We start from the raw sequence: 18226 nt of genomic DNA, 5'->3' as shown, positions 1-18226 counted from the left end.
CTCAGGCGTTCAGGCAGGTTTCGACGAAAAGCTTGAAAGCGCGCGCCCGGTGCGACAGCGCTTGCGCGTCGCCCGGCTTCCATCCGTGTTTTTCTTCCGAGGTCATTTCGCCGAACGTGGTCGAAAATCCGTCTGGCTGGAAGACCGGATCGTATCCGAAGCCGGATGTGCCACGCGGCGGCCAGGCGACCACACCTTCCACTTCACCCCGGAAAAACTCGGTATGGCCATCGGGCCAGCCCAGGCAGAGCACGCTGACGAAACGCGCCGTCCGGCTCTCATGTGTCACCGCGCCTTTTTCCTGCAAGGCGTGCTCGACCTTTTCCATGGCCATAGCAAAATCGCGGCTGCCATCCTCGCGCTCGGCCCAATTGGCGGTATAGACGCCCGGCGCACCATCCAGCGCATCAACGACCAGGCCGGAATCGTCCGACAATGCCGGTAGGCCGGAGGCTTTCGCCGAAGCCAGCGCCTTGATGGCAGCGTTTTCTTCGAATGTCGTGCCGGTTTCGTCCGGCTCGATGAAGCCGAGTTCCTTGGCCGATTTGGCAGCAAAGCCGAAGGGGCCGATCAGGTCGGCAATTTCAGCAATCTTGCCGGCATTGTGGCTGGCGACGACAATGGTTCTGGTGTCGAGTTTGCGCATCATCCAATCCTATTCAATCTGCCAAAGCCGGGCTTCGGCGCATTCCAGACTATTGCCCGCTGGATCGCGGAAATATATTGAACGCGCACCATTCGGCCAGAGAAAATCCGCCTCGATGGCGACACCATGGCTCAACAGCCGTGACGCCATGCCATCCATTGCCGCACCGTCCATCCGAAAGCAGGCATGACCTGGCCCGACGGCACCATGGGCTGGTACCGGCAGAGCGTCGGGCTCTGCGGGCTTGACGGTTTCGGCTGCATTAAACAGCAGCAGAACCCCCGGCCCACAGCGCAGGAACACATGACGCCCCGGCTGGCTGATGATCACCTCAAGGCCGAGCAGTTCGGCATAGAAGTGCTCTGCTGCGTCGAGATCATCGACATACAGCGAAGTTTCCAGAATGCCTTCAATGCCTGTGGTCATGGTGATGCTCTCTTTATCCGGCAATCGCCTGTTTTTGCAGGTCCACCAATTCGGCAATGCCGGTCTGGGCAAGGCCGAGCAGGGTCAGGAATTCCTCCTGGCTGAACGGCTTGCCTTCGGCGGTGCCCTGGATCTCGACAATGCCGCCTGTGCCGGTCATGACGAAATTGGCATCGGTTTCGGCGGCAGAGTCTTCGAGGTAATCCAGGTCAATCACCGGCTGGGCGGCGAAAATACCGCAGGAAATCGCCGCGACATGATCCTTCAGCACCCGGTCCACCTTGATGATGTTGCGCGATTCCATCCATTTCAGGCAATCGTGCAAGGCAATCCATGCGCCGGTAATCGAGGCGGTGCGGGTGCCGCCATCGGCCTGGATCACGTCGCAGTCAAGAGAGATCTGCCGTTCGCCTAGGGCTTCCAGATCGACCACGGCGCGCAGTGAACGACCAATCAGCCGCTGGATCTCCTGGGTGCGGCCGCTCTGCTTGCCGGAGGATGCTTCACGCTTCATCCGCTCGCCGGTGGCGCGCGGCAGCATTCCGTATTCCGCCGTTACCCAGCCCTTGCCGGTATTGCGCAGCCACGGGGGAGTGCGATCTTCGAGGCTTGCCGTGCACAGGACATGGGTATCGCCAAACTTGACGAGACAGGAGCCTTCGGCATGTTTGGAAAAATTGCGCTCGAACGATATCTTGCGCATCTGGTCGGTTTTTCTGCCTGAAGGTCGCATTTCCGTCTCCTCGGTCGAGCAGTCACTGGTTGGCACACCAACCTCTGTCCGCTTATTTTCGTTTCAATGCCCGTCTGGGCCGTTCTGGGCAGATCTGGCCCGGAATCTGTCCGGGACATTTCCAGTCCTGCTTGGCGTCCTGGCTGCCTTCTACGAGTGGTTTGACGGTTTTGCAAAGGAAAAGCCGGTATGGGGTGCTCAAACCGGCGCTTCCTCACCAAAAGCCGTTGTGATTGGTCAATCAGCAGCTATATTAAGGATAGGTGCAGCAGCAAACATGAGCGAAATGGGGAAAAACCCAATTACCGCAGGCGATGTGTCAATGGCACTGGATGAGCGATCCAGGGAGATCTTTCGCCGCATCGTCGAGACCTATCTGGAATCCGGTGAACCGCTTGGCTCGCGCAATCTGTCGCGTATTTTGCCAATGTCGCTGTCGCCCGCCTCAGTGCGCAATGTGATGAGCGACCTGGAAGAGCTGGGCCTGATCTATTCCCCCCATATCAGTGCTGGGCGTTTGCCAACCCAGACGGGATTGCGTTTTTTTGTCGATGCTTTCATGCAGGTCGGTCGCTTGTCGGAGCAAGATCGCGGCTCGATCGAGCGCCAGATGCGCTCCTCGGAAGACCAGCCGATGGAAACGCTCTATAACGAGGCCAGCCGTATGCTGTCTGGCCTGTCGCGTGGTGCGGGCCTGGTGGTGGCGGCGAAATCCGATCCGGTGCTGAAGCACGTCGAATTCATCCGGCTGGAGCCGACCAAGGCGCTGGCAGTGCTGGTCGGTGAGTTTAACCAGGTCGAAAACCGGATCATCGAACTCCCGGCGGGTATAACCGCGTCGCAACTCACCGAGGCTGCCAATTTCCTCAATGCGCATCTGTCCGGCCAGACGCTGCATGAAGTGCGCGGCCAACTGGTCCAGTTGAAGGATCAGGTGGCCAGTGAGCTGGATGTCTTGTCGCAGGATCTCGTACAGCGTGGGCTGGCGGTCTGGTCCGGCGGCGAGGGCGACAAACCGACCCGGTTGATCGTGCGTGGCCGCGCCAATCTGCTGGAAGGTCTGGCGGGCGTCGAGGATGTGGACCGGCTGCGGCTGCTGTTTGATGATCTGGAGCGCAAGGAAAGCCTGATCGAGATCCTCAACCTGGCCGAAAGCGGGCCGGGTGTCAGAATTTTCATTGGTTCGGAGAACAAGCTGTTTTCGCTCTCCGGGTCATCGCTGATCGTTGCGCCCTACCGCGACGGCGACGACCGGATTGTCGGGGCCGTCGGCGTGATCGGTCCGACCCGGCTCAACTATTCCCGTATCGTGCCGATGGTGGATTATACCGCCCAGGTGATGGCCAAGATGACCCGCAGCGGCCACTGACCTTGGCAACACCACATGAGATCATCACTCGACCCTTGATTTTTTGCCGCCGAACCCTGATATCGGGGCCGGACGAGAAACAGTATTTCGGAGAACGTCATGACCGACGAAACAGCCAAAAACGGACCTGACGCTGCCGCAGACGCGCAGATTGAACCCCAGGGACAGGAAGAGACCAATTCGACTGCTGAGGATGCCGGGCAGGATAATGACCCGACAGCAGCCCTGCAGGCTGAAAATGCAGAGTTGCGTGATCGCTTCCTGCGTCTGGCGGCTGAAATGGACAATCTGCGCCGCCGCACCGAGCGCGATGTCAAGGATGCCAAGTCCTATGCGGTAACCGCTTTTGCCCGTGACATGCTGGCCGTGTCCGACAATCTGCGCCGCGCCATCGACGCTGTCCCTGATGAAGCCAAGGAAGAGGCGCAAGCCGGCCTGACGGCGTTGATAGAAGGCGTCGAGATGACCGAACGGGCGATGCTATCGACGCTCGAGCGCCATGGTGTCCGCAAGATCGAGCCGGAAGGCCAGAAATTCGATCCGAATTTCCATCAGGCGATGTTCGAAATCCCCAATCCGCAAGTTCCCAACAATACGGTCGTGCAGGTTGTGCAGCCCGGCTACACGATTGGCGACCGGGTGCTGCGTCCGGCTATGGTTGGCGTTGCCAAGGGTGGCCCCAAGGCGGAAGCGGCTCAATCTGCCGATGCCGAGAGCAAGGCCTGATCCTCTCTCTTTTGCTGGAAAAGAAAAAGCGCTGCGCAGTGATGCGCGGCGCTTTTTGTGTTGGGAAATAAAGCGGTCAGGCTGCGTTCGATGCCTGGTCCTGGTTGAGGAAGGTATAGATGGCCGTGGCGCTGTCGCTGGCGCGCAACTTGGCGACCAAGTCCTGATCGCGAAGCACGCGGGCAATGCGCGACAAGGCCTTGAGGTGATCGGCTCCAGCGCCTTCGGGCGCCAGCAGCAGGAAGACCAGATCGACGGGCTGCTCGTCCAGCGCTTCAAAATCGATTGGCGTTTCCAGGCGGGCGAAGACACCTTGAATGGTGGAAATGCTCGTCAGCTTGCCATGGGGAATGGCAATGCCATTGCCGACGCCGGTGGAGCCGAGCTTTTCACGTTGCAGGATGACGTCGAAGATTTCCCGTTCGGGAATACCGATCAGTTTTGAGGCTTTGGCAGCCAGTTCCTGGAGAAGTTGTTTCTTGGAATTGACCCTGAGGACGGGCAATATCGCATCTTGCTGTAGCAAATCTGCCAAGGCCATTTCGAAAAATCCTTATACCCGCCGACACATGAAGGGGAAAGCGGTGGTCGGCCACCGCTTTCCGAGGGCGTGTCAGCCCTTGATTGCGGCGGAATCGATCCAGCCAATATTACCGTCATTGCGGCGATAGACAATGTTCAGCTCATCCTTGCCAGGGCTGCGGAACAGAACAATCGGCTCGTCCGTCATGTCCAGGGCCATGACGGCGGTGGCGACAGACATGGTTTTGACCTTCTTGGTGCTTTCGGCCACGATGGTCGGGGCAAAATCCTCCGGCACATCCTCATCTTCTTCAGAAACCGGGTCCATGACCGTGTAGCTGATTTCGAAGTTGTTGGTTGGGATATGGTGATCCTTCAGCTTGCGCTTGTAGCGCCGCAGGCGCTTTTCGATCCGCTCTGCGGCGGTGTCGAAGGCGACTTGCGGATCGACGGCAGTGCCGGTTGCATGCAGGTTTATACCGGTATCGAGGTGCAGGGCGCAGTCCGCAGAAAACCGCGAGGCTGATTTTGTCACCGTGACCTGACTGGAATACCCTCCGTCAAAGTATTTGCTTACGGCGTCAGTGATCTGGACTTCTATCCGTTGCCGGAAAGATTCGCCGATTTCCATATGTTTGCCGGTTACGCGTACACTCATGGAGTTTCCCTTCTTATCGTGATTTGCAGGGGGAGTTTACGCCAAGCGCGGGGCGCATCCAAGCGTTTCCATAGTCCAAGATAAAAGCTCGGCCATATGCCGGGGCAATTTATCCTATCGGGCCGGGCCAAAGCGGAGCGTCTGTCCGTTCAGGCCTGGAACAACCCGCATGTCAAGGGCGGACTGGGGTGAAAAAATTGCGCAGGATAAGACTAAGTCTCTGATTTTGTACATGTCACTATCCCAAAATCGTTCCCGTGTTTTGGCGGTATCCTCTAATTGGCGCGGGCGCCAATGTCAATGTTTTGTTAAGGATTATTGCAAAGAGCTGATCTCAGCCCGGGTTCCGCGCCAGGGCGCGCTTTTCCCGGCGCCTCTGGACGGAGGAGGCGATGTTCATTGCTTCGCGATATTTGGCAACCGTGCGGCGGGCAAGCTCGACGCCGCCGTTTTTCAGGCTTTCGACAATATCGTCGTCTGAGAGGATATTCTCAGGGCTTTCTTGAGCAATCAACATGCGGATACGATGACGAACCGCCTCAGCTGAATGGCTGTCGCCGCCTTCTGCCGAGCCGATGGAGACGCTGAAGAAATATTTCAGCTCGAACAGCCCACGTGGTGTCAGCATATATTTGTTGGATGTGACGCGGCTGACGGTGGACTCGTGCATTTTGATGGCGTCGGCCACCGTCTTCAGGTTCAGCGGACGCAGATGATCGACCCCATGGCGCAGAAAGGCGTCCTGCTGGCGAATGATTTCGGTTGCCACTTTCATGATGGTTTTGGCGCGCTGATCGAGGCTGCGGGTCAGCCAATTGGCGGTTTGCAGGCAATCCGTCAAAAAGGCCTGCTCGCCCTCGGCCTTGCTTTGCCCGGTCTTGCCATTGCCGTTTTGGCTATTGGCAGTCTTCATGGCGCCTTCTCGCAAGCTGCTGCGGCGGATCTCGGTGAAATAGGCATTGTTGACCAGCACGCGCGGTAGGGTTTCCGCGTTCAATTCCACCAGCCAGCCCCCCTCAAGCGAGGGCGCCACCAGAATATCGGGTACGACTGTTTCCAGTGCATCGGTTTCGAAACCAGCGCCGGGCTTAGGATTGAGCTTGCGGATTTCGGCCAGCATGTCGAGCAGGTCTTCCTCATCCACGCCGCATAACCGCTTCAGGCTCGCAAAATCACGCTTGGCCAGATAATCCAGATTGCCGATCAGGGCTGCCATGGCCGGGTCCAGCCGGTCGCGCTGGCGCAATTGAATAGCCAGGCATTCGCCAAGATTGCGCGCAAACAGACCAGCGGGCTCCATGGTCTGAAGAGCTGCCAGAATCCGTTCCATATCGTCTCGGGACGCCCCCATCTGGATGGCGACCTCATCCAGGTCGGCGCGCAGATATCCGGCCTCGTCCAGCTGGTCGATCAGGGCCAGCGCAATCATCCGATCCGATGCGGACGAGAGCACAAAAGGCAATTGCTGGCCGAGATGGTCGCGCAGCGAGACCTTGCCAGCCACGAAATCGTCCAGGTCATAGCCCTCGCCATCTCCCTGGGCGCCGGGCATAGACTTCCACTGGCCGAGCATTTCGGGTGCGTCGGTCTTCGGGTTGGCGCCATCATCGGAAAAGGCTGTGCCGAAATTGGCGTCCAGCCGCTCGTTCAGATCGCCATCGCCACCATGTTCATACCAGTCACTCTGCAATGTATCGGAGGGGGCTGGTGCTGGCGGGGCTTCGCTATCCGTGCCTGGTTCGCTGCTGCCTGTTCCTTCGTCATTTGGCGCAAATTCAAGCAGTGGATTCTTCTCGACCTCTTGCGCAATGAATTGCACAAGCTCGAAATGGGTCATTTGGAGCAGCTGAATCGATTGCATCAGCTGCGGCGTCATCACCAGCGACTGGTTTTGGCGAAGGAAAAGATTGGCTGATAGGGCCATGGCGGACGAAAAACTCCCCTACTATTCCCTCTCGGACCCCTTTTGTTCCTGTTTTGGATTTTCCGAAGTTCCAAGTGGCCCAAAAATTGCTTTTTTATAAGGTTTGGTCAAGCCGCAGAGGGGCTTCCGACGCAAATAACCTGAAAACGCGAGGCTCTTTGCGGCACAGATGGCGTTTTCAATACGGCACCCCATCGAATTGCGCGTATTAGAGGCTGAATTTCTCGCCAAGATAGAGGCGTCGTACATCGGGATTGTTGACGATGTCGTCGGCCCGCCCGTGCGTCAGCACTTCACCGGCGTGGATGATATAGGCACGGTCGATCAGTCCGAGCGTTTCTCGAACGTTATGATCGGTGATCAGCACGCCGATCCCGCGTGCCGTCAGATGCCGCACGAGGTTCTGGATATCAGACACGGAAATCGGGTCGACGCCCGCGAAAGGCTCATCCAGAAGCATGAAGGTCGGGTCGGTTGCCAGCGCCCGGGCGATTTCCAGGCGCCGCCGTTCGCCGCCCGACAAGGAGACGGCTGCGGCCTTGCGCAGTTTCTCGATATTGAATTCGGCGAGAAGCTCGTTCAGTTTCTGCTCGCGCTTGGTCTTGTCGCTCTCGTGCAGTTCCAGAACGGCGCGGATATTGTCTTCGACCGACAGGCCCCGGAAAATCGAGGCTTCCTGCGGCAGATAGCCGACGCCCAGCCGCGAGCGGCGATACATCGGCATTGAGGTCACGTCATTGCCGTTGATGGCGATCGTGCCCATATCTACCGGCACGAGGCCGGTGATCATGTAGAAACAGGTGGTCTTGCCAGCGCCATTCGGTCCGAGAAGGCCGACAGCCTCCCCCCTGCGCACGACGAGCGAAGCCCCATTGACCACGCGGCGGGTATTATAGGTTTTCGTCAGCCCATGGGCGATCAGCGTACCTTCGTACCTGTTCTTCTCGCGTGCTGCGTCTGATGGCGCGGCGGCATTCGCGTCCTGTTGCTTGGATGTCAAACCGGGAACTTTCACGTCTGCGTTCGCAATCAGGGTTTCTGCTTGGACTTGGGATCCAGCTGGATTTGCACGCGCTTGCCACAGCTATCGAGCTTGGCTTCGCCCGTCGTCATATGGACGGTGAGCTTGCAGCCGACGAACACATTGCCGCCTTCCGACAGCACGACCTTGTCGCCATCCAGCGTAAAGATCTGGGTGTTCATGTCGAAATGGCCCTTGTCGGCCGTGGCCTGCTGGGTTTCGGTATTGAGAATGACGTTATCGGCCACATCGATCGTGTCGATCTTGGCGTCGCCGCTGGTCACAGCCGCGCCCTGGCCCTTGTATTTCACCACCATCGTGCCGGAACGCATCGTGGTGGTGCCCTGAACCACCTTCACATTGCCGTTGAAATTGGCTTTGTTCTCTTGCTGATGCACTTCCAATGCATCGCTTTCGATCTGGATCGGCTTGTCGCCGGACAGTTTCAGACTGTTCATGTTGCTGGTAGCGGACTGGGCAAACGCGCCGGTTGCGGCTGCGGTCGCGACAAGGCCTGCGGTCAGCGTGGCGCAAGCAACGCGGAAGGAAAGGCGACGGTGGCTGTGCGTCATGATCTGTTCTCAGTTGCCCGGTTTCTGCAGGGCGGTCGGTGCGATATTCAATCGGACCGCGCCCGTCAGCGTGATTGTCTGTCCCTTATCGGTCATATCCATCGACTGTGCAACGATTGATGACTCTTTCGTCTTGATGGAGACCGGTTGATTTGTCTTAAGCTTTCCCGCTTTCACGTCAAGATCGGCGGATTGAAACTCTGCGTCCACCCCGCTGGAGAGATGGATCGTGAAGGGTCTATCCAGCACCATCTTGTCGGAAGAGCGGTCATAGGTGCCTCTTTGTGCCTTGATGTCGGCGGAGGTGTCATCATTGACCGGCATGGTCGCTGTAATCGTTTCCAGCGTGATGAGGTTGGGGTTTTTGATATCTTGAAGCGCCCGCACGGCATTCATTGAATAGGGCGCGCCGTTTGAATTGCGTCCGGAGATGGCTGGCTTGGCCATGACGACCTTGCCATCCTCGATCTTGGCGCCCTCGATCTTGATGTTGTCGGGCAGGTAAGCCCTGACGACGGAGACAGCAACAAAGCCAAGCGAGAGGACGACCGCCAAGGCCGGCAAGGCGATGCGCAGCCGCCTGACGCGATGCGAGTGACCGACCGCCTTGCGATAGGAGGTATCGGGGGCAGGTGGGCGCGGCTCTAGGGCACCTTTATCTAAACGCTTGAGCATGCTCGATAATCCGTAGAGCCGATCGGTTATTTTGTCACCCGTCTTCCGGGTGAACCGCTTCCAGCTACCATTCAAGACAGTTACTGGCTGGAAATATGGATTTTTTCAAGTCTGTTACAAGCTTTCCGCCTGCGGCTTTTTGTGGGGGAGCGGTGCTATCCCTCGTCTTTTGTCAATGCTCGACCCGCAGCAGACTGCGTGCCACTCTCTGTCTCGTACATGCTGGACGCTATGATGACAGGTTATTTTTCGGTTGTATTTGTCGATTTTACAATCCGAATTGACTCGCATTGGACCGTGGATATGAAATCGTCAGCGACATGTGGGCTTAAGCGATTGATTAATCCAATTTTTTATGGTGTTTTACACCCCGAACAAGCTGGCGGTCATTGCTCTGCCGCTTTTACGGCGGGCTGGGGCCCGCGAACTGATTTTCAGTGAACTGTCTAGACCGAACAGGGGGTTAACGTGATCAAATCCGAGCTGGTGCAAATCGTTGCGGCCCGCAATCCGCATCTTTATCACCGCGACGTGGAAAACATCGTCAACGCCGTTCTGGATGAAATCACCGATGCGCTCGCGTCCGGCAATCGTGTCGAATTGCGGGGCTTCGGCGCTTTTTCGGTGAAAAACCGCCCGTCGCGGACCGGACGCAATCCCCGCACGGGGGATACGGTTTTCGTCGAGGAAAAATGGGTGCCGTTTTTCAAGACCGGCAAAGAGTTGCGCGAGCGCCTCAATCCCGGCATGGATGACGAGGATGACGGCGACGCCGACTGATCGGATCTTCAGTCGTTCGGCGTTGCATTCCGGCGTGTCGTGACCCTGCAAATGATATCGGGTGAATTATCCGGGTCGGCCTTGCATGAGCCCGGCCCCTTTCCATATGATGACGCAATTCGTGGTGAAGAGGCCGTTGGACTGTGAGTTGCAGGCTTGTCGGTTTTTTGTCGTGATGACAGTAATCGGCAACATTAAAACCCGGCTGCGGCAAGATCCGGCAGGAGATGCGTGATGGTGGTCAAAAAGATTTTCAATATCGTCATTCTGGTGCCGTTGGCAGTCGTGCTGATCGTGCTGTGTGTCGCCAATCGGCAATGGGTAACGCTGGCGCTCAATCCATTCCGCCCTGATGATCAGATGCTGTCGGCAGGTGCGCCCTTCTTTGTCTTCCTGCTGATCACTTTTTTGCTTGGCGCCTTGGCAGGCAGTTTTGCCACCTGGCTGACCCAGGGCAAGCACCGCAAGCGCGCCCGGCATGAGGCACGTGCTGCGGTAAAATGGCGTGGCGAGGCCGATCAGCAGAAGAAGCGAGCCGAGCAGATCGCGGCATCCGGTCACGTGAGCCAGTTGCCATCGCCTTGACGGCTGCTGGAAGTTAAGCTGCTCGCTACCCTTTTCTCCGCGGCGTTTGAATGATAAAGGCCCGCTGCCTTGGCCACGCAGGATTTATGTTTTCGATGTCGAGCATAATTTGCGCGGGCAACCTACCGCATAATTCCTTAGATCGGACCCGATGTGAGGAATTATGACTATAGCCAATACCACGCCTGAACCGGAGACGGCCAGGAGACCATGCCGTCGTTATGAAGCGTTACCATAGAACCGGGCGTGCAATTGTAAGCTCGTCTTGGGTTCAGGGCGCTGTCATCGGAAAGCCGAGCCGATTGTGAAAGACAAATCCCGCCGACCACCCAGCAAGAGTGCTCCCGGCACGGCGTCCGCCGGCAAGGGGCGTTCCTCCTCTCGCCCCGTCGCATCTGTCCCAGCCAAGTCTCAGCCCGATCGCAATGGGGGAAGCCCTTATCGTGGCACCGGGCAAAAGCCGGTGCGCAATCAGCCGGGAACGGATGCTAGGGAAACGGCAAGGGTTTCCGCACCATCGCCCCGCATGGAAAAAGATCCTGTGCAGGATTCGGCAACACCCGCCAATGCGCCATTGGCGCTTCGCCCAGGCCCGATGCCCCGCGAGAACCTGCCGCTCATTCTGGAATCGATGGGGGCTGGCGATTTTCACCTGATCGACAGTGGTCATGGTCTGAAACTCGAACAATACGGCCCCTATCGGATCGTGCGTCCCGAAGCACAGGCTCTCTGGCCGCCGGGCCTTGCTCCGCATGTCTGGGAAAAGGCCGATGCGGTGTTTTCCGGTGATACCGACGAGGATGGCATGGGCCGCTGGCGCTTTCCCCGCGAGGCGCTCGGCGAAACCTGGCCATTATCGCTGCTGGGCGTCGATTTTCTCGGGCGCTTCACGTCCTTTCGCCATGTCGGCGTCTTTCCCGAGCAGATCGCCCATTGGACCTGGATGAAAGACCGGGTTGAGAAAGCAAAGATCGCGAACGCAGAGCGGCCATTGAGAGTGCTCAATCTTTTCGGCTATACCGGCGTGGCTTCACTGGTTGCGGCGGCGGCGGGTGCCGAAGTCACCCATGTGGATGCATCGAAGAAGGCAATCGGTTGGGCGCGGGAAAACCAGACGCTCAGCCGCCTCGACCGCGCTCCGATCCGCTGGATCTGCGACGATGCCATGAAGTTTATCCAGCGGGAAGAGCGGCGCGGCAGCCAGTATGACATCATCCTCACCGACCCGCCAAAATTTGGCCGAGGTCCGAATGGCGAGGTCTGGCATCTGTTCGAGCATTTGCCGCTGATGCTGTCGCTGTGCCGGGAAATCCTGTCGCCGAAGGCCGAAGGCCTGGTGCTGACGGCCTATTCAATCCGCGCCAGTTTCTACGCTATCCATGAATTGATGCGCGAGACCATGCGCGGCAAGGGCGGTCTGGTCGAGTCCGGTGAACTGGTCCTGCGCGAAGCAGGGCTGGATGGCAAGACACCTGGGCGGGCCTTGTCCACATCGCTGTTCAGCAGATGGGTTCCAAAATGAGTAATGGTTTCAAGGACGGTGCCTCCAGCTTCGCCGATAAGGGGGCAGGGGGCAAGGTCGGGCAGGTGAAGGAAGTCACCAGCCTCGCCAATCCGATCGTCAAGGATATCAAGGCGCTTTCCCAGAAAAAGACCCGTGACGAGACGCGGACGTTTCTGGCCGAAGGCCTGAAGCTGGTGATCGATGCGGTGGAGCTCGGCTGGAGCCTGCGCTACCTGATCTATTCAAAGGCTGCCAAGGGCAAGCCGCAGGTGGAACGGATCGCGGCGCGCACCGTTGCCCATGGCGGCATGGTGCTGGAGGTCAGTGAAAAGGTCATGGCCTCCATTACCCGCAAGGACAATCCGCAAATGGTGGCGGGCGTGTTCGACCAGCGCTGGAAGGCGCTGAAGGATGTCAGCCTGACGGAGGGGGAAACCTGGGTGGCGCTCGACCGGGTCCGCGATCCCGGCAATCTCGGCACGATTATCCGCACCGCCGATGCGGCAGGTGCCTCTGGCGTCATGCTGATTGGTGACAGCACCGATCCTTTTGCCATGGAGACGGTGCGCGCCACGATGGGGTCGATTTTCGCACTGCCGCTGGTCAAGACCACCGTTGCCGATTTTCTCGGCTGGAAGACCAAGGCTGGTGTCAGCGTCGTCGCCACCCATCTGGCTGGCGCGGTGGATTACCGTACTGTGGATTACAAGCGCCGCCCGGTCGTGGTGCTGATGGGCAACGAGCAATCCGGCCTGCCGGAGGAATTGGCCAGCCGGGCCGATATGTTGGCGCGCATCCCCCAGGCCGGATTGGCCGACTCCCTTAATCTGGCTGTGGCAACCGGCGTCATGCTGTTTGAAGCCCGGCGCCATCTTCTCACCCTCGACGAGGCCAAATGACCCGTTCTGCTGCCTTGTTTTGTCGCCCGGTTCCGGCAATTCTGTTCATCCTGGCGCTGCTGATCCTGGACCAGGCGATCAAATATGCGGTCGAGGTCAGCTTGCCCATGCATGAACTCGTACCCGTTGTGCCGATGCTCGGCCTGTTTCGCACCCACAATCTCGGCGTGGCCTTTTCCATGCTTTCGCATCTCGATGCCTGGGTCATCGTCGTCATGCGGCTTGCCATCGTCGCGTTTGTCGCCTGGCTCTGGCGCCAGACCAGTCGCGATCACCAGTTTGCGCATCTGGGCTATTGCCTGATCATTGCCGGCGCTTTCGGTAATATCATCGACCGATTCACCTATGGCTATGTGGTGGACTATATCTTGTTTCATACCGAGACATGGTCGTTTGCGGTCTTCAACCTGGCTGACAGCCTGATTACCATAGGGGCGGGCTTCATTCTGCTGGAAGAACTGCTGGTTCTGCGCCGCTCAAAAGGGTAGGGGCGAAATTTCCCGCTCGACCACGTCGAACTAGTGATGGAAATTTTCCCCAAAAGGTGTAGCATGGCATGGAACAGAATTGCTTCATGCTGTGAGCCGCTCGCCCCAAGCGGTTTTTTCACGCAGCATTGAGGGTCGGTTTACCGAGATTGAACGTGGTGTGCCGGTCGTAACAAAACATTGACGGGGCTTTGCTACTGCATAATTCATCAAATCGGCTTTGGTTTAATGAGAGAGTTATGCAGCGGATTTGAAGCACCATAGCGTACCTGACGTCTTGTGCAGGATGCTGGTGGTGTTGCCAGATAAATGTCGTGATCTTGGTGGGCGCGCCGGATACCGGACGATGGAAAAAACACCGAAACTAAGGTGGGTTTCATCCTCCTCTTCCGAAAGGCTTTGCCGGACAGCTGCCGGAGTAGGCGCAGATGCTATCGAAGACGCAGAGCCCTGTCCTCCCATCCATCGCGAGTGCGGAACTGGTGCGCACCCGTCTGCTTGCCACTGTCAGTCATGAAATGCGCACACCGCTGAACGGCATTCTCGGCATGAGTCATCTGCTGGGCCGGACCGATCTGTCGCCAGAGCAGCGCAATTACCTGTCCGGCATCGTGCAAGCGGGCGAATCCCTGCAGCAATTGATTGCTGACCTTCTTGATTATACGACGCTTGAAACGGGTCATTTCGAACTTCACAATCAATGTGTGTCGCCGAGGCGTCTGATCGAAGGCGTGGTCGAAATGTTGTCGCCACGCGCTCATGCCAAGGGTATCGAGATCGCCGCAACGACACAGTCCGGGGTTCCCGAGGAAGTCGATATCGATGTCGCTCGGCTGCGGCAGGTGTTGTTCAATGTGATCGGCAATGCGGTGAAATTCACCGTCGAAGGTGGTGTGCTGGTTTCGGCCAACTGCATTGGCGACGAATTGGTGGTGCGGGTCCGAGATACTGGTCCTGGCATGACGGAGGAGGAGCGCACTCGGCTGTTCGTCGAGTTTTCGCAAGGCGGAGACCCGGTGCAGCGCAGTGGCGGCACGGGCCTCGGCCTGTTCATTTCCCAGCGGTTGATGATGGCGCTTGGCGGTTCTCTGTCGATTATTGAAACCGTGCGCGGACGGGGAACGTCTTTCGAGATCCGCTTGCCAACCAAGGCGATTGCGCAGGATCGAACCGTTGCCCAGCGGCAGTCGCTGCTGTCAGGGTCCAGCGTTCTGCTGCTGGCGCCCGACGGTCCGGCGGCTGAAGGCGCGTCCATGACCATTCGCACGCTTGGCGGGTTTTGCCACTGGGCAAAGAAAACCGAAGAGGCGCTTGACCTTTTGGATCAGGTCGAGAGGCAGGATGCGACGCTGACGGATCTGATCGTCGATCATCGCTGCATTTCCGATTACGATGCCAATCTCGCCAGACGGCTGTCCGGTCTGGGAAAAATTCGGCGCATCTATCTGGTCAATCCGGAAGAGCGCCCGGTACGGCCGCTGACCGGTTTCGATGCCTGGCTGATCCGTCCGCTGCGTGAGCAAACCTTGAGCGATGTGCTGCGGGGGCTAATGAGTGGTGTGGATGCGGCCCATGTCGATGTACAGGATGCCGATGTCTCCCATGCAGATGTCTTGCTGTCGGGAGATGGCATGGAGCCGGGCAAACAGGTCCCGGACGTGCTGAATGTTCTGGTCGGAGAGGACGATTTCGTCAATGCAACCCTGTTGCGGGCCGTGTTGCAGAAAGCTGGTCATATGGTTGGCGTGGTCAATGATTTCGATGCCCTGCGGCGTGAAGTGGCTTTGGAAGAGGCGGTAAAACTGGACCTGATCATTACCGATCTCGGCATGCCCGGCGGCGATGGTAGCTCAGTTCTGCGCTATGTGCGGATGATCGAACAATTGAAACGCCGCCCGCGTTGCCCCATCCTGGTCTTGACCGGCGATCTCAGGGATGCCGCCCGGGCCGAGGCGCTGACCAGCGGCGCGGATCTTGTCTTGCAAAAGCCTGTCAATCCCGAGCGCCTGCTGAATGAAATTGCCTCGCTGATGAAAACACATCGTACAAGACTGTACGGCTAGATTCCGAGAAAATTTCCTATTATTATCTTGGAGTATCCATTGATTTTACGGGAAAAACCGCCGTAAAAATCGCAATCAGCGTATCCTGTGTCAACATCTTGTCGCATATCCGTGTTTAACAGGTCTTGTTTGAACAGAGCCGGATGAACCGCCATGACAGTCGAACTCCTTGATCGTGCAGTCACACCTGAAACGGAGCGTTCCTCCGGTGCAGTGTCCGGCCCTGCTGGCGATGTACTGGGCCGGATCGGTACGCTGGAAACCAGGCTCGCCCGCACCGCACGTGAAATCGATGCGGCCCAGGCGGTGCGCTACCGGGTGTTCGTCGAAGAGATGAATGCCATGCTGCCGCCCGATGCCATGCGGCAGAAGCGCGATATCGATGCGTTCGATGAAATCTGCGATCATCTTCTGGTGCTGGACCACGCTATCGAGGGTGATCCGGAAGATCAGATCGTCGGCACCTATCGGCTGCTGCGCCATGAAGTTGCGCTGGCCAATTTCGGTTTTTATTCCGCCTCGGAATTTGCTCTGGACGATCTGATCGCCCGCCATCCCGACAAACGCTTCATGGAGCTTGGCCGTTCCTGTGTCCTGCCGAATTATCGCACCAAGCGGACGGTAGAATTGCTCTGGCAGGGAAACTGGGCCTATGCGCTGCGCCACAATATGAGCGCCATGATCGGCTGCGCCTCTTTTCCAGGCGTGCAGCCGGAACAGCATGCGCTGGCTCTGTCCTTTCTGGCGCAGAATGCCGAAGCCCGCGGCGAATGGGCGGTTCGCGCCCGCCCGGAACTGTTCTGCCCCATGGACCTGATGCCATCCGAAATCGTCAATGCCCGCAAGGCACTGTCCGCCATGCCGCCGCTGGTCAAGGGTTACCTGCGTCTCGGCGCCATGATCGGCACCGGTGCTGTGGTCGATCATGCCTTCAACACCACCGATGTGCTGATCGTTCTGCCGATCACCAGCATTTCCGATCGCTACGTGAATTATTATGGTGCGGATGCCGGGCGGTTTGCGAGCTAGGCTATATCAGGAAAGCCGAAGCCCGGCTTTCTCGAAAAGATCGCCTTCAGTAAAGAAAGCTGGGAACTGTCCGGTTCAGGTTGAATCTGGCGATCTCTGTCGAAGGTGTCTTTTTGCTGAAACGCAGGACGCTGTAGTTTTTGCCAGCGCTTCATCGTTTGGCATTTCCATTGGTTGCTCGGGCGGGATAACGAGATCGGCCAATTGCCGTTGCGATAGACCCACCAAATCTGGATGCAGAAGTGGATCTTTGCTCACCGCGTAATTGCGGGTATCCGAAGATCCTGACCTTGAGAAAAACCTCCAGATAATCTTCATGGTTACATCCTTTGCCGTGCTGTATCAGGCCTTCAAAGGCTAGAGAGTTCTCTGCTATCGGCAATTGAGATTTTTGGGCTGTGCCTATAGATTTCCTGGATGAGCAAACTCAATCTGGTGCATCTCAATGGATTGCGGGCCGTGGAGGCTGTCGGGCGGCTAGGCTCCCTGCAAGCGGCTGCCAGCGAACTTGGTGTTTCGATCGGTGCCATCAGCCAGCAAGTCATCAAGGCTGAGCAGCAGTTGCAGTTGCAATTATTCGAGCGAACCAGCCGCGGCATGGTGCCGACAGATGTGGCTGAGCCGGTGCTTGACCGTTTGAGTGCGGGCTTTCGGCATTTGTCGGGGGCAGTGGCACTTGCGCTGAAGAGCGATGATACGGTTTTGACGATTTCGGTGGCACCGGTCTTTGCTGCACGCTGGTTGGTGCATCGCATTGGTGCGTTTTCAAAGCGGTTTCCGACGATCCATCTCAGAATGGAGGCAAGCGACCGATTAATCGATCCATCAAGCTCCGATGTCGATCTGTGTATTCGGGTCGGGCGTGGTGACTGGCCCGGTGTACGGGCCGAGTTACTGCTGGAACAGAAGGTTTTTCCGGTCTGCACACCTGCCATGGCAAAGCGCCTGCAATCACCAGCCGATCTCCTGGACTTGCCGATTGTGGAAGATGGCCGGGCGATGTTCAGTTGGGATGTATGGCTGGCCGCTGCCGGACTTCCCGGGCGATCGGTCTGTACACGGCATGTGTTTAGCGAAGCCTCTCTGTGTCTGGATGCTGCACTGGCCGGCCAAGGTGTCTTGCTGGCCTGGCAGACCATTGCTTCGCAGCAATTACAGCAGGGGCAGTTGGTGGCCCCCTTCGGGCCGGCAGTGCCGACAGGGCTTGCCCATTATTTCGTCAGCCCAGAAGGCGCGCGCCGCAATGACAAGGTCGATGCCTTCAAGCGTTGGCTGCGCGGTGAGCTTCAGGAGGATATGGCCCGCCTTGCCAAGGCAATTCCTTTTCTAGGCGGCTCTTTTCTGGACGGCCCATTTCTGAAAGGCCCATTTCTGAAAGGCGAGTGCGGTTGATCTTTGTGCGACCGCAGCTTTTTGTGGGCAGGCGGGTGGCTTGCCGCCGCATCGGTTGTCATTGTCGCTTGAACATCGTTAGATGTCGTCTGGACGACCCCCGTGTCCCGATACCTCAATTTTGCAAAGCGTGAACCTGTGATCATCGACAAAGCTGCCGAACCGGATGTGCTCAACACCGCCGCCCTGACGTCGCAAGAAAGCCGTGCAACGG

The 18226-nt window shown here is 57.9% G+C and carries 20 protein-coding genes; 10 read left to right on the top strand and 10 right to left on the bottom strand.

Annotated elements, in window-relative coordinates; all coding sequences use genetic code 11:
- Position 1 precedes the first annotated feature (1 nt).
- The 3 genes from rdgB to rph are packed head-to-tail and all read right to left on the bottom strand — an operon-like array spanning position 2 to position 1805.
- The gene (gene rdgB / locus H1Y61_RS00210) at positions 2-646 is read right to left on the bottom strand and encodes an RdgB/HAM1 family non-canonical purine NTP pyrophosphatase (protein WP_180573367.1); all 645 of its coding nucleotides are present in this window, start codon (positions 644-646) and stop codon (positions 2-4) included.
- Positions 647-655: 9 nt separating this feature from the next.
- On the bottom strand, positions 656-1072 hold the full coding sequence (locus H1Y61_RS00205) for a VOC family protein (protein ID WP_180573366.1): 417 nt from the start codon (positions 1070-1072) through the stop codon (positions 656-658).
- A 13-nt stretch (positions 1073-1085) separates the two neighbouring features.
- Positions 1086-1805, bottom strand: coding sequence for a ribonuclease PH (rph, locus tag H1Y61_RS00200; protein ID WP_060719646.1), 720 nt, complete (start codon positions 1803-1805; stop codon positions 1086-1088).
- Between the two features lie 286 nt (positions 1806-2091).
- On the opposite strand from rph, the gene hrcA reads away from it, so the two are divergent.
- Both hrcA and grpE read left to right on the top strand, forming a co-directional pair.
- On the top strand, positions 2092-3174 hold the full coding sequence (gene hrcA, locus H1Y61_RS00195) for a heat-inducible transcriptional repressor HrcA (protein WP_012654806.1): 1083 nt from the start codon (positions 2092-2094) through the stop codon (positions 3172-3174).
- A gap of 99 nt (positions 3175-3273) precedes the next feature.
- Positions 3274-3900 (top strand): nucleotide exchange factor GrpE, encoded by a 627-nt coding sequence (gene grpE, locus H1Y61_RS00190; RefSeq protein ID WP_180573365.1) that lies wholly within the window; start codon positions 3274-3276, stop codon positions 3898-3900.
- 76 nt (positions 3901-3976) lie between these two features.
- Here grpE and ptsN read toward each other — a convergent pair whose 3' ends face one another.
- From ptsN to lptC, 6 genes are all read right to left on the bottom strand, one after another.
- Positions 3977-4441: a PTS IIA-like nitrogen regulatory protein PtsN gene (gene ptsN / locus H1Y61_RS00185; protein WP_012654808.1), complete on the bottom strand. Its 465-nt coding sequence runs from the start codon at positions 4439-4441 to the stop codon at positions 3977-3979.
- Positions 4442-4513: 72 nt separating this feature from the next.
- Positions 4514-5080, bottom strand: coding sequence for a ribosome hibernation-promoting factor, HPF/YfiA family (hpf, locus tag H1Y61_RS00180; protein WP_012654809.1), 567 nt, complete (start codon positions 5078-5080; stop codon positions 4514-4516).
- Between the two features lie 334 nt (positions 5081-5414).
- Positions 5415-7004: an RNA polymerase factor sigma-54 gene (gene rpoN, locus H1Y61_RS00175; protein WP_180573364.1), complete on the bottom strand. Its 1590-nt coding sequence runs from the start codon at positions 7002-7004 to the stop codon at positions 5415-5417.
- Positions 7005-7212: 208 nt separating this feature from the next.
- Complete coding sequence (gene lptB / locus H1Y61_RS00170; protein ID WP_087727208.1) at positions 7213-8004, bottom strand: LPS export ABC transporter ATP-binding protein; 792 nt, start codon at positions 8002-8004, stop codon at positions 7213-7215.
- A gap of 29 nt (positions 8005-8033) precedes the next feature.
- Positions 8034-8597: an LptA/OstA family protein gene (locus H1Y61_RS00165; RefSeq protein ID WP_012654812.1), complete on the bottom strand. Its 564-nt coding sequence runs from the start codon at positions 8595-8597 to the stop codon at positions 8034-8036.
- Positions 8598-8606: 9 nt separating this feature from the next.
- Positions 8607-9272: an LPS export ABC transporter periplasmic protein LptC gene (gene lptC / locus H1Y61_RS00160; RefSeq protein ID WP_156531321.1), complete on the bottom strand. Its 666-nt coding sequence runs from the start codon at positions 9270-9272 to the stop codon at positions 8607-8609.
- A gap of 468 nt (positions 9273-9740) precedes the next feature.
- Between lptC and H1Y61_RS00155 the strand changes: the two genes are divergently transcribed.
- The 7 genes from H1Y61_RS00155 (at position 9741) to olsB (ending at position 16620) form a co-directional block, all read left to right on the top strand.
- The gene (locus H1Y61_RS00155) at positions 9741-10052 is read left to right on the top strand and encodes an integration host factor subunit beta (RefSeq protein ID WP_012654814.1); all 312 of its coding nucleotides are present in this window, start codon (positions 9741-9743) and stop codon (positions 10050-10052) included.
- Between the two features lie 237 nt (positions 10053-10289).
- Positions 10290-10637 (top strand): LapA family protein, encoded by a 348-nt coding sequence (locus H1Y61_RS00150; RefSeq protein ID WP_041697404.1) that lies wholly within the window; start codon positions 10290-10292, stop codon positions 10635-10637.
- A 463-nt stretch (positions 10638-11100) separates the two neighbouring features.
- Positions 11101-12159 carry a class I SAM-dependent methyltransferase gene (locus tag H1Y61_RS00145; RefSeq protein ID WP_409363990.1) on the top strand — a complete coding sequence of 353 codons (1059 nt, stop codon included), beginning with the start codon at positions 11101-11103 and terminating at the stop codon, positions 12157-12159.
- Positions 12156-13040 (top strand): TrmH family RNA methyltransferase, encoded by an 885-nt coding sequence (locus tag H1Y61_RS00140; protein WP_012654817.1) that lies wholly within the window; start codon positions 12156-12158, stop codon positions 13038-13040. Before H1Y61_RS00145 ends, H1Y61_RS00140 begins: the two co-directional genes overlap by 4 nt.
- Positions 13037-13528 (top strand): signal peptidase II, encoded by a 492-nt coding sequence (gene lspA / locus H1Y61_RS00135; RefSeq protein WP_070163752.1) that lies wholly within the window; start codon positions 13037-13039, stop codon positions 13526-13528. Before H1Y61_RS00140 ends, lspA begins: the two co-directional genes overlap by 4 nt.
- Before the next feature lie 428 nt (positions 13529-13956).
- Positions 13957-15591, top strand: coding sequence for a hybrid sensor histidine kinase/response regulator (locus tag H1Y61_RS00130; protein ID WP_180573362.1), 1635 nt, complete (start codon positions 13957-13959; stop codon positions 15589-15591).
- A 153-nt stretch (positions 15592-15744) separates the two neighbouring features.
- Positions 15745-16620: a l-ornithine N(alpha)-acyltransferase gene (olsB, locus tag H1Y61_RS00125; RefSeq protein WP_180573361.1), complete on the top strand. Its 876-nt coding sequence runs from the start codon at positions 15745-15747 to the stop codon at positions 16618-16620.
- Here olsB and H1Y61_RS00120 read toward each other — a convergent pair.
- Positions 16617-16775: a hypothetical protein gene (locus H1Y61_RS00120; protein ID WP_174109745.1), complete on the bottom strand. Its 159-nt coding sequence runs from the start codon at positions 16773-16775 to the stop codon at positions 16617-16619. The genes olsB and H1Y61_RS00120 overlap by 4 nt on opposite strands.
- A gap of 262 nt (positions 16776-17037) precedes the next feature.
- On the opposite strand from H1Y61_RS00120, the gene H1Y61_RS00115 reads away from it, so the two are divergent.
- Positions 17038-18012 carry a LysR substrate-binding domain-containing protein gene (locus H1Y61_RS00115; RefSeq protein ID WP_180573360.1) on the top strand — a complete coding sequence of 325 codons (975 nt, stop codon included), beginning with the start codon at positions 17038-17040 and terminating at the stop codon, positions 18010-18012.
- Positions 18013-18226: the final 214 nt, after the last annotated feature.

The sequence above is a fragment of the Agrobacterium vitis genome, from assembly GCF_013426735.1.
GTDB classification, from domain to species: domain Bacteria; phylum Pseudomonadota; class Alphaproteobacteria; order Rhizobiales; family Rhizobiaceae; genus Allorhizobium; species Allorhizobium vitis_D.
This window is presented reverse-complemented; position numbering and strand designations above follow the sequence as displayed.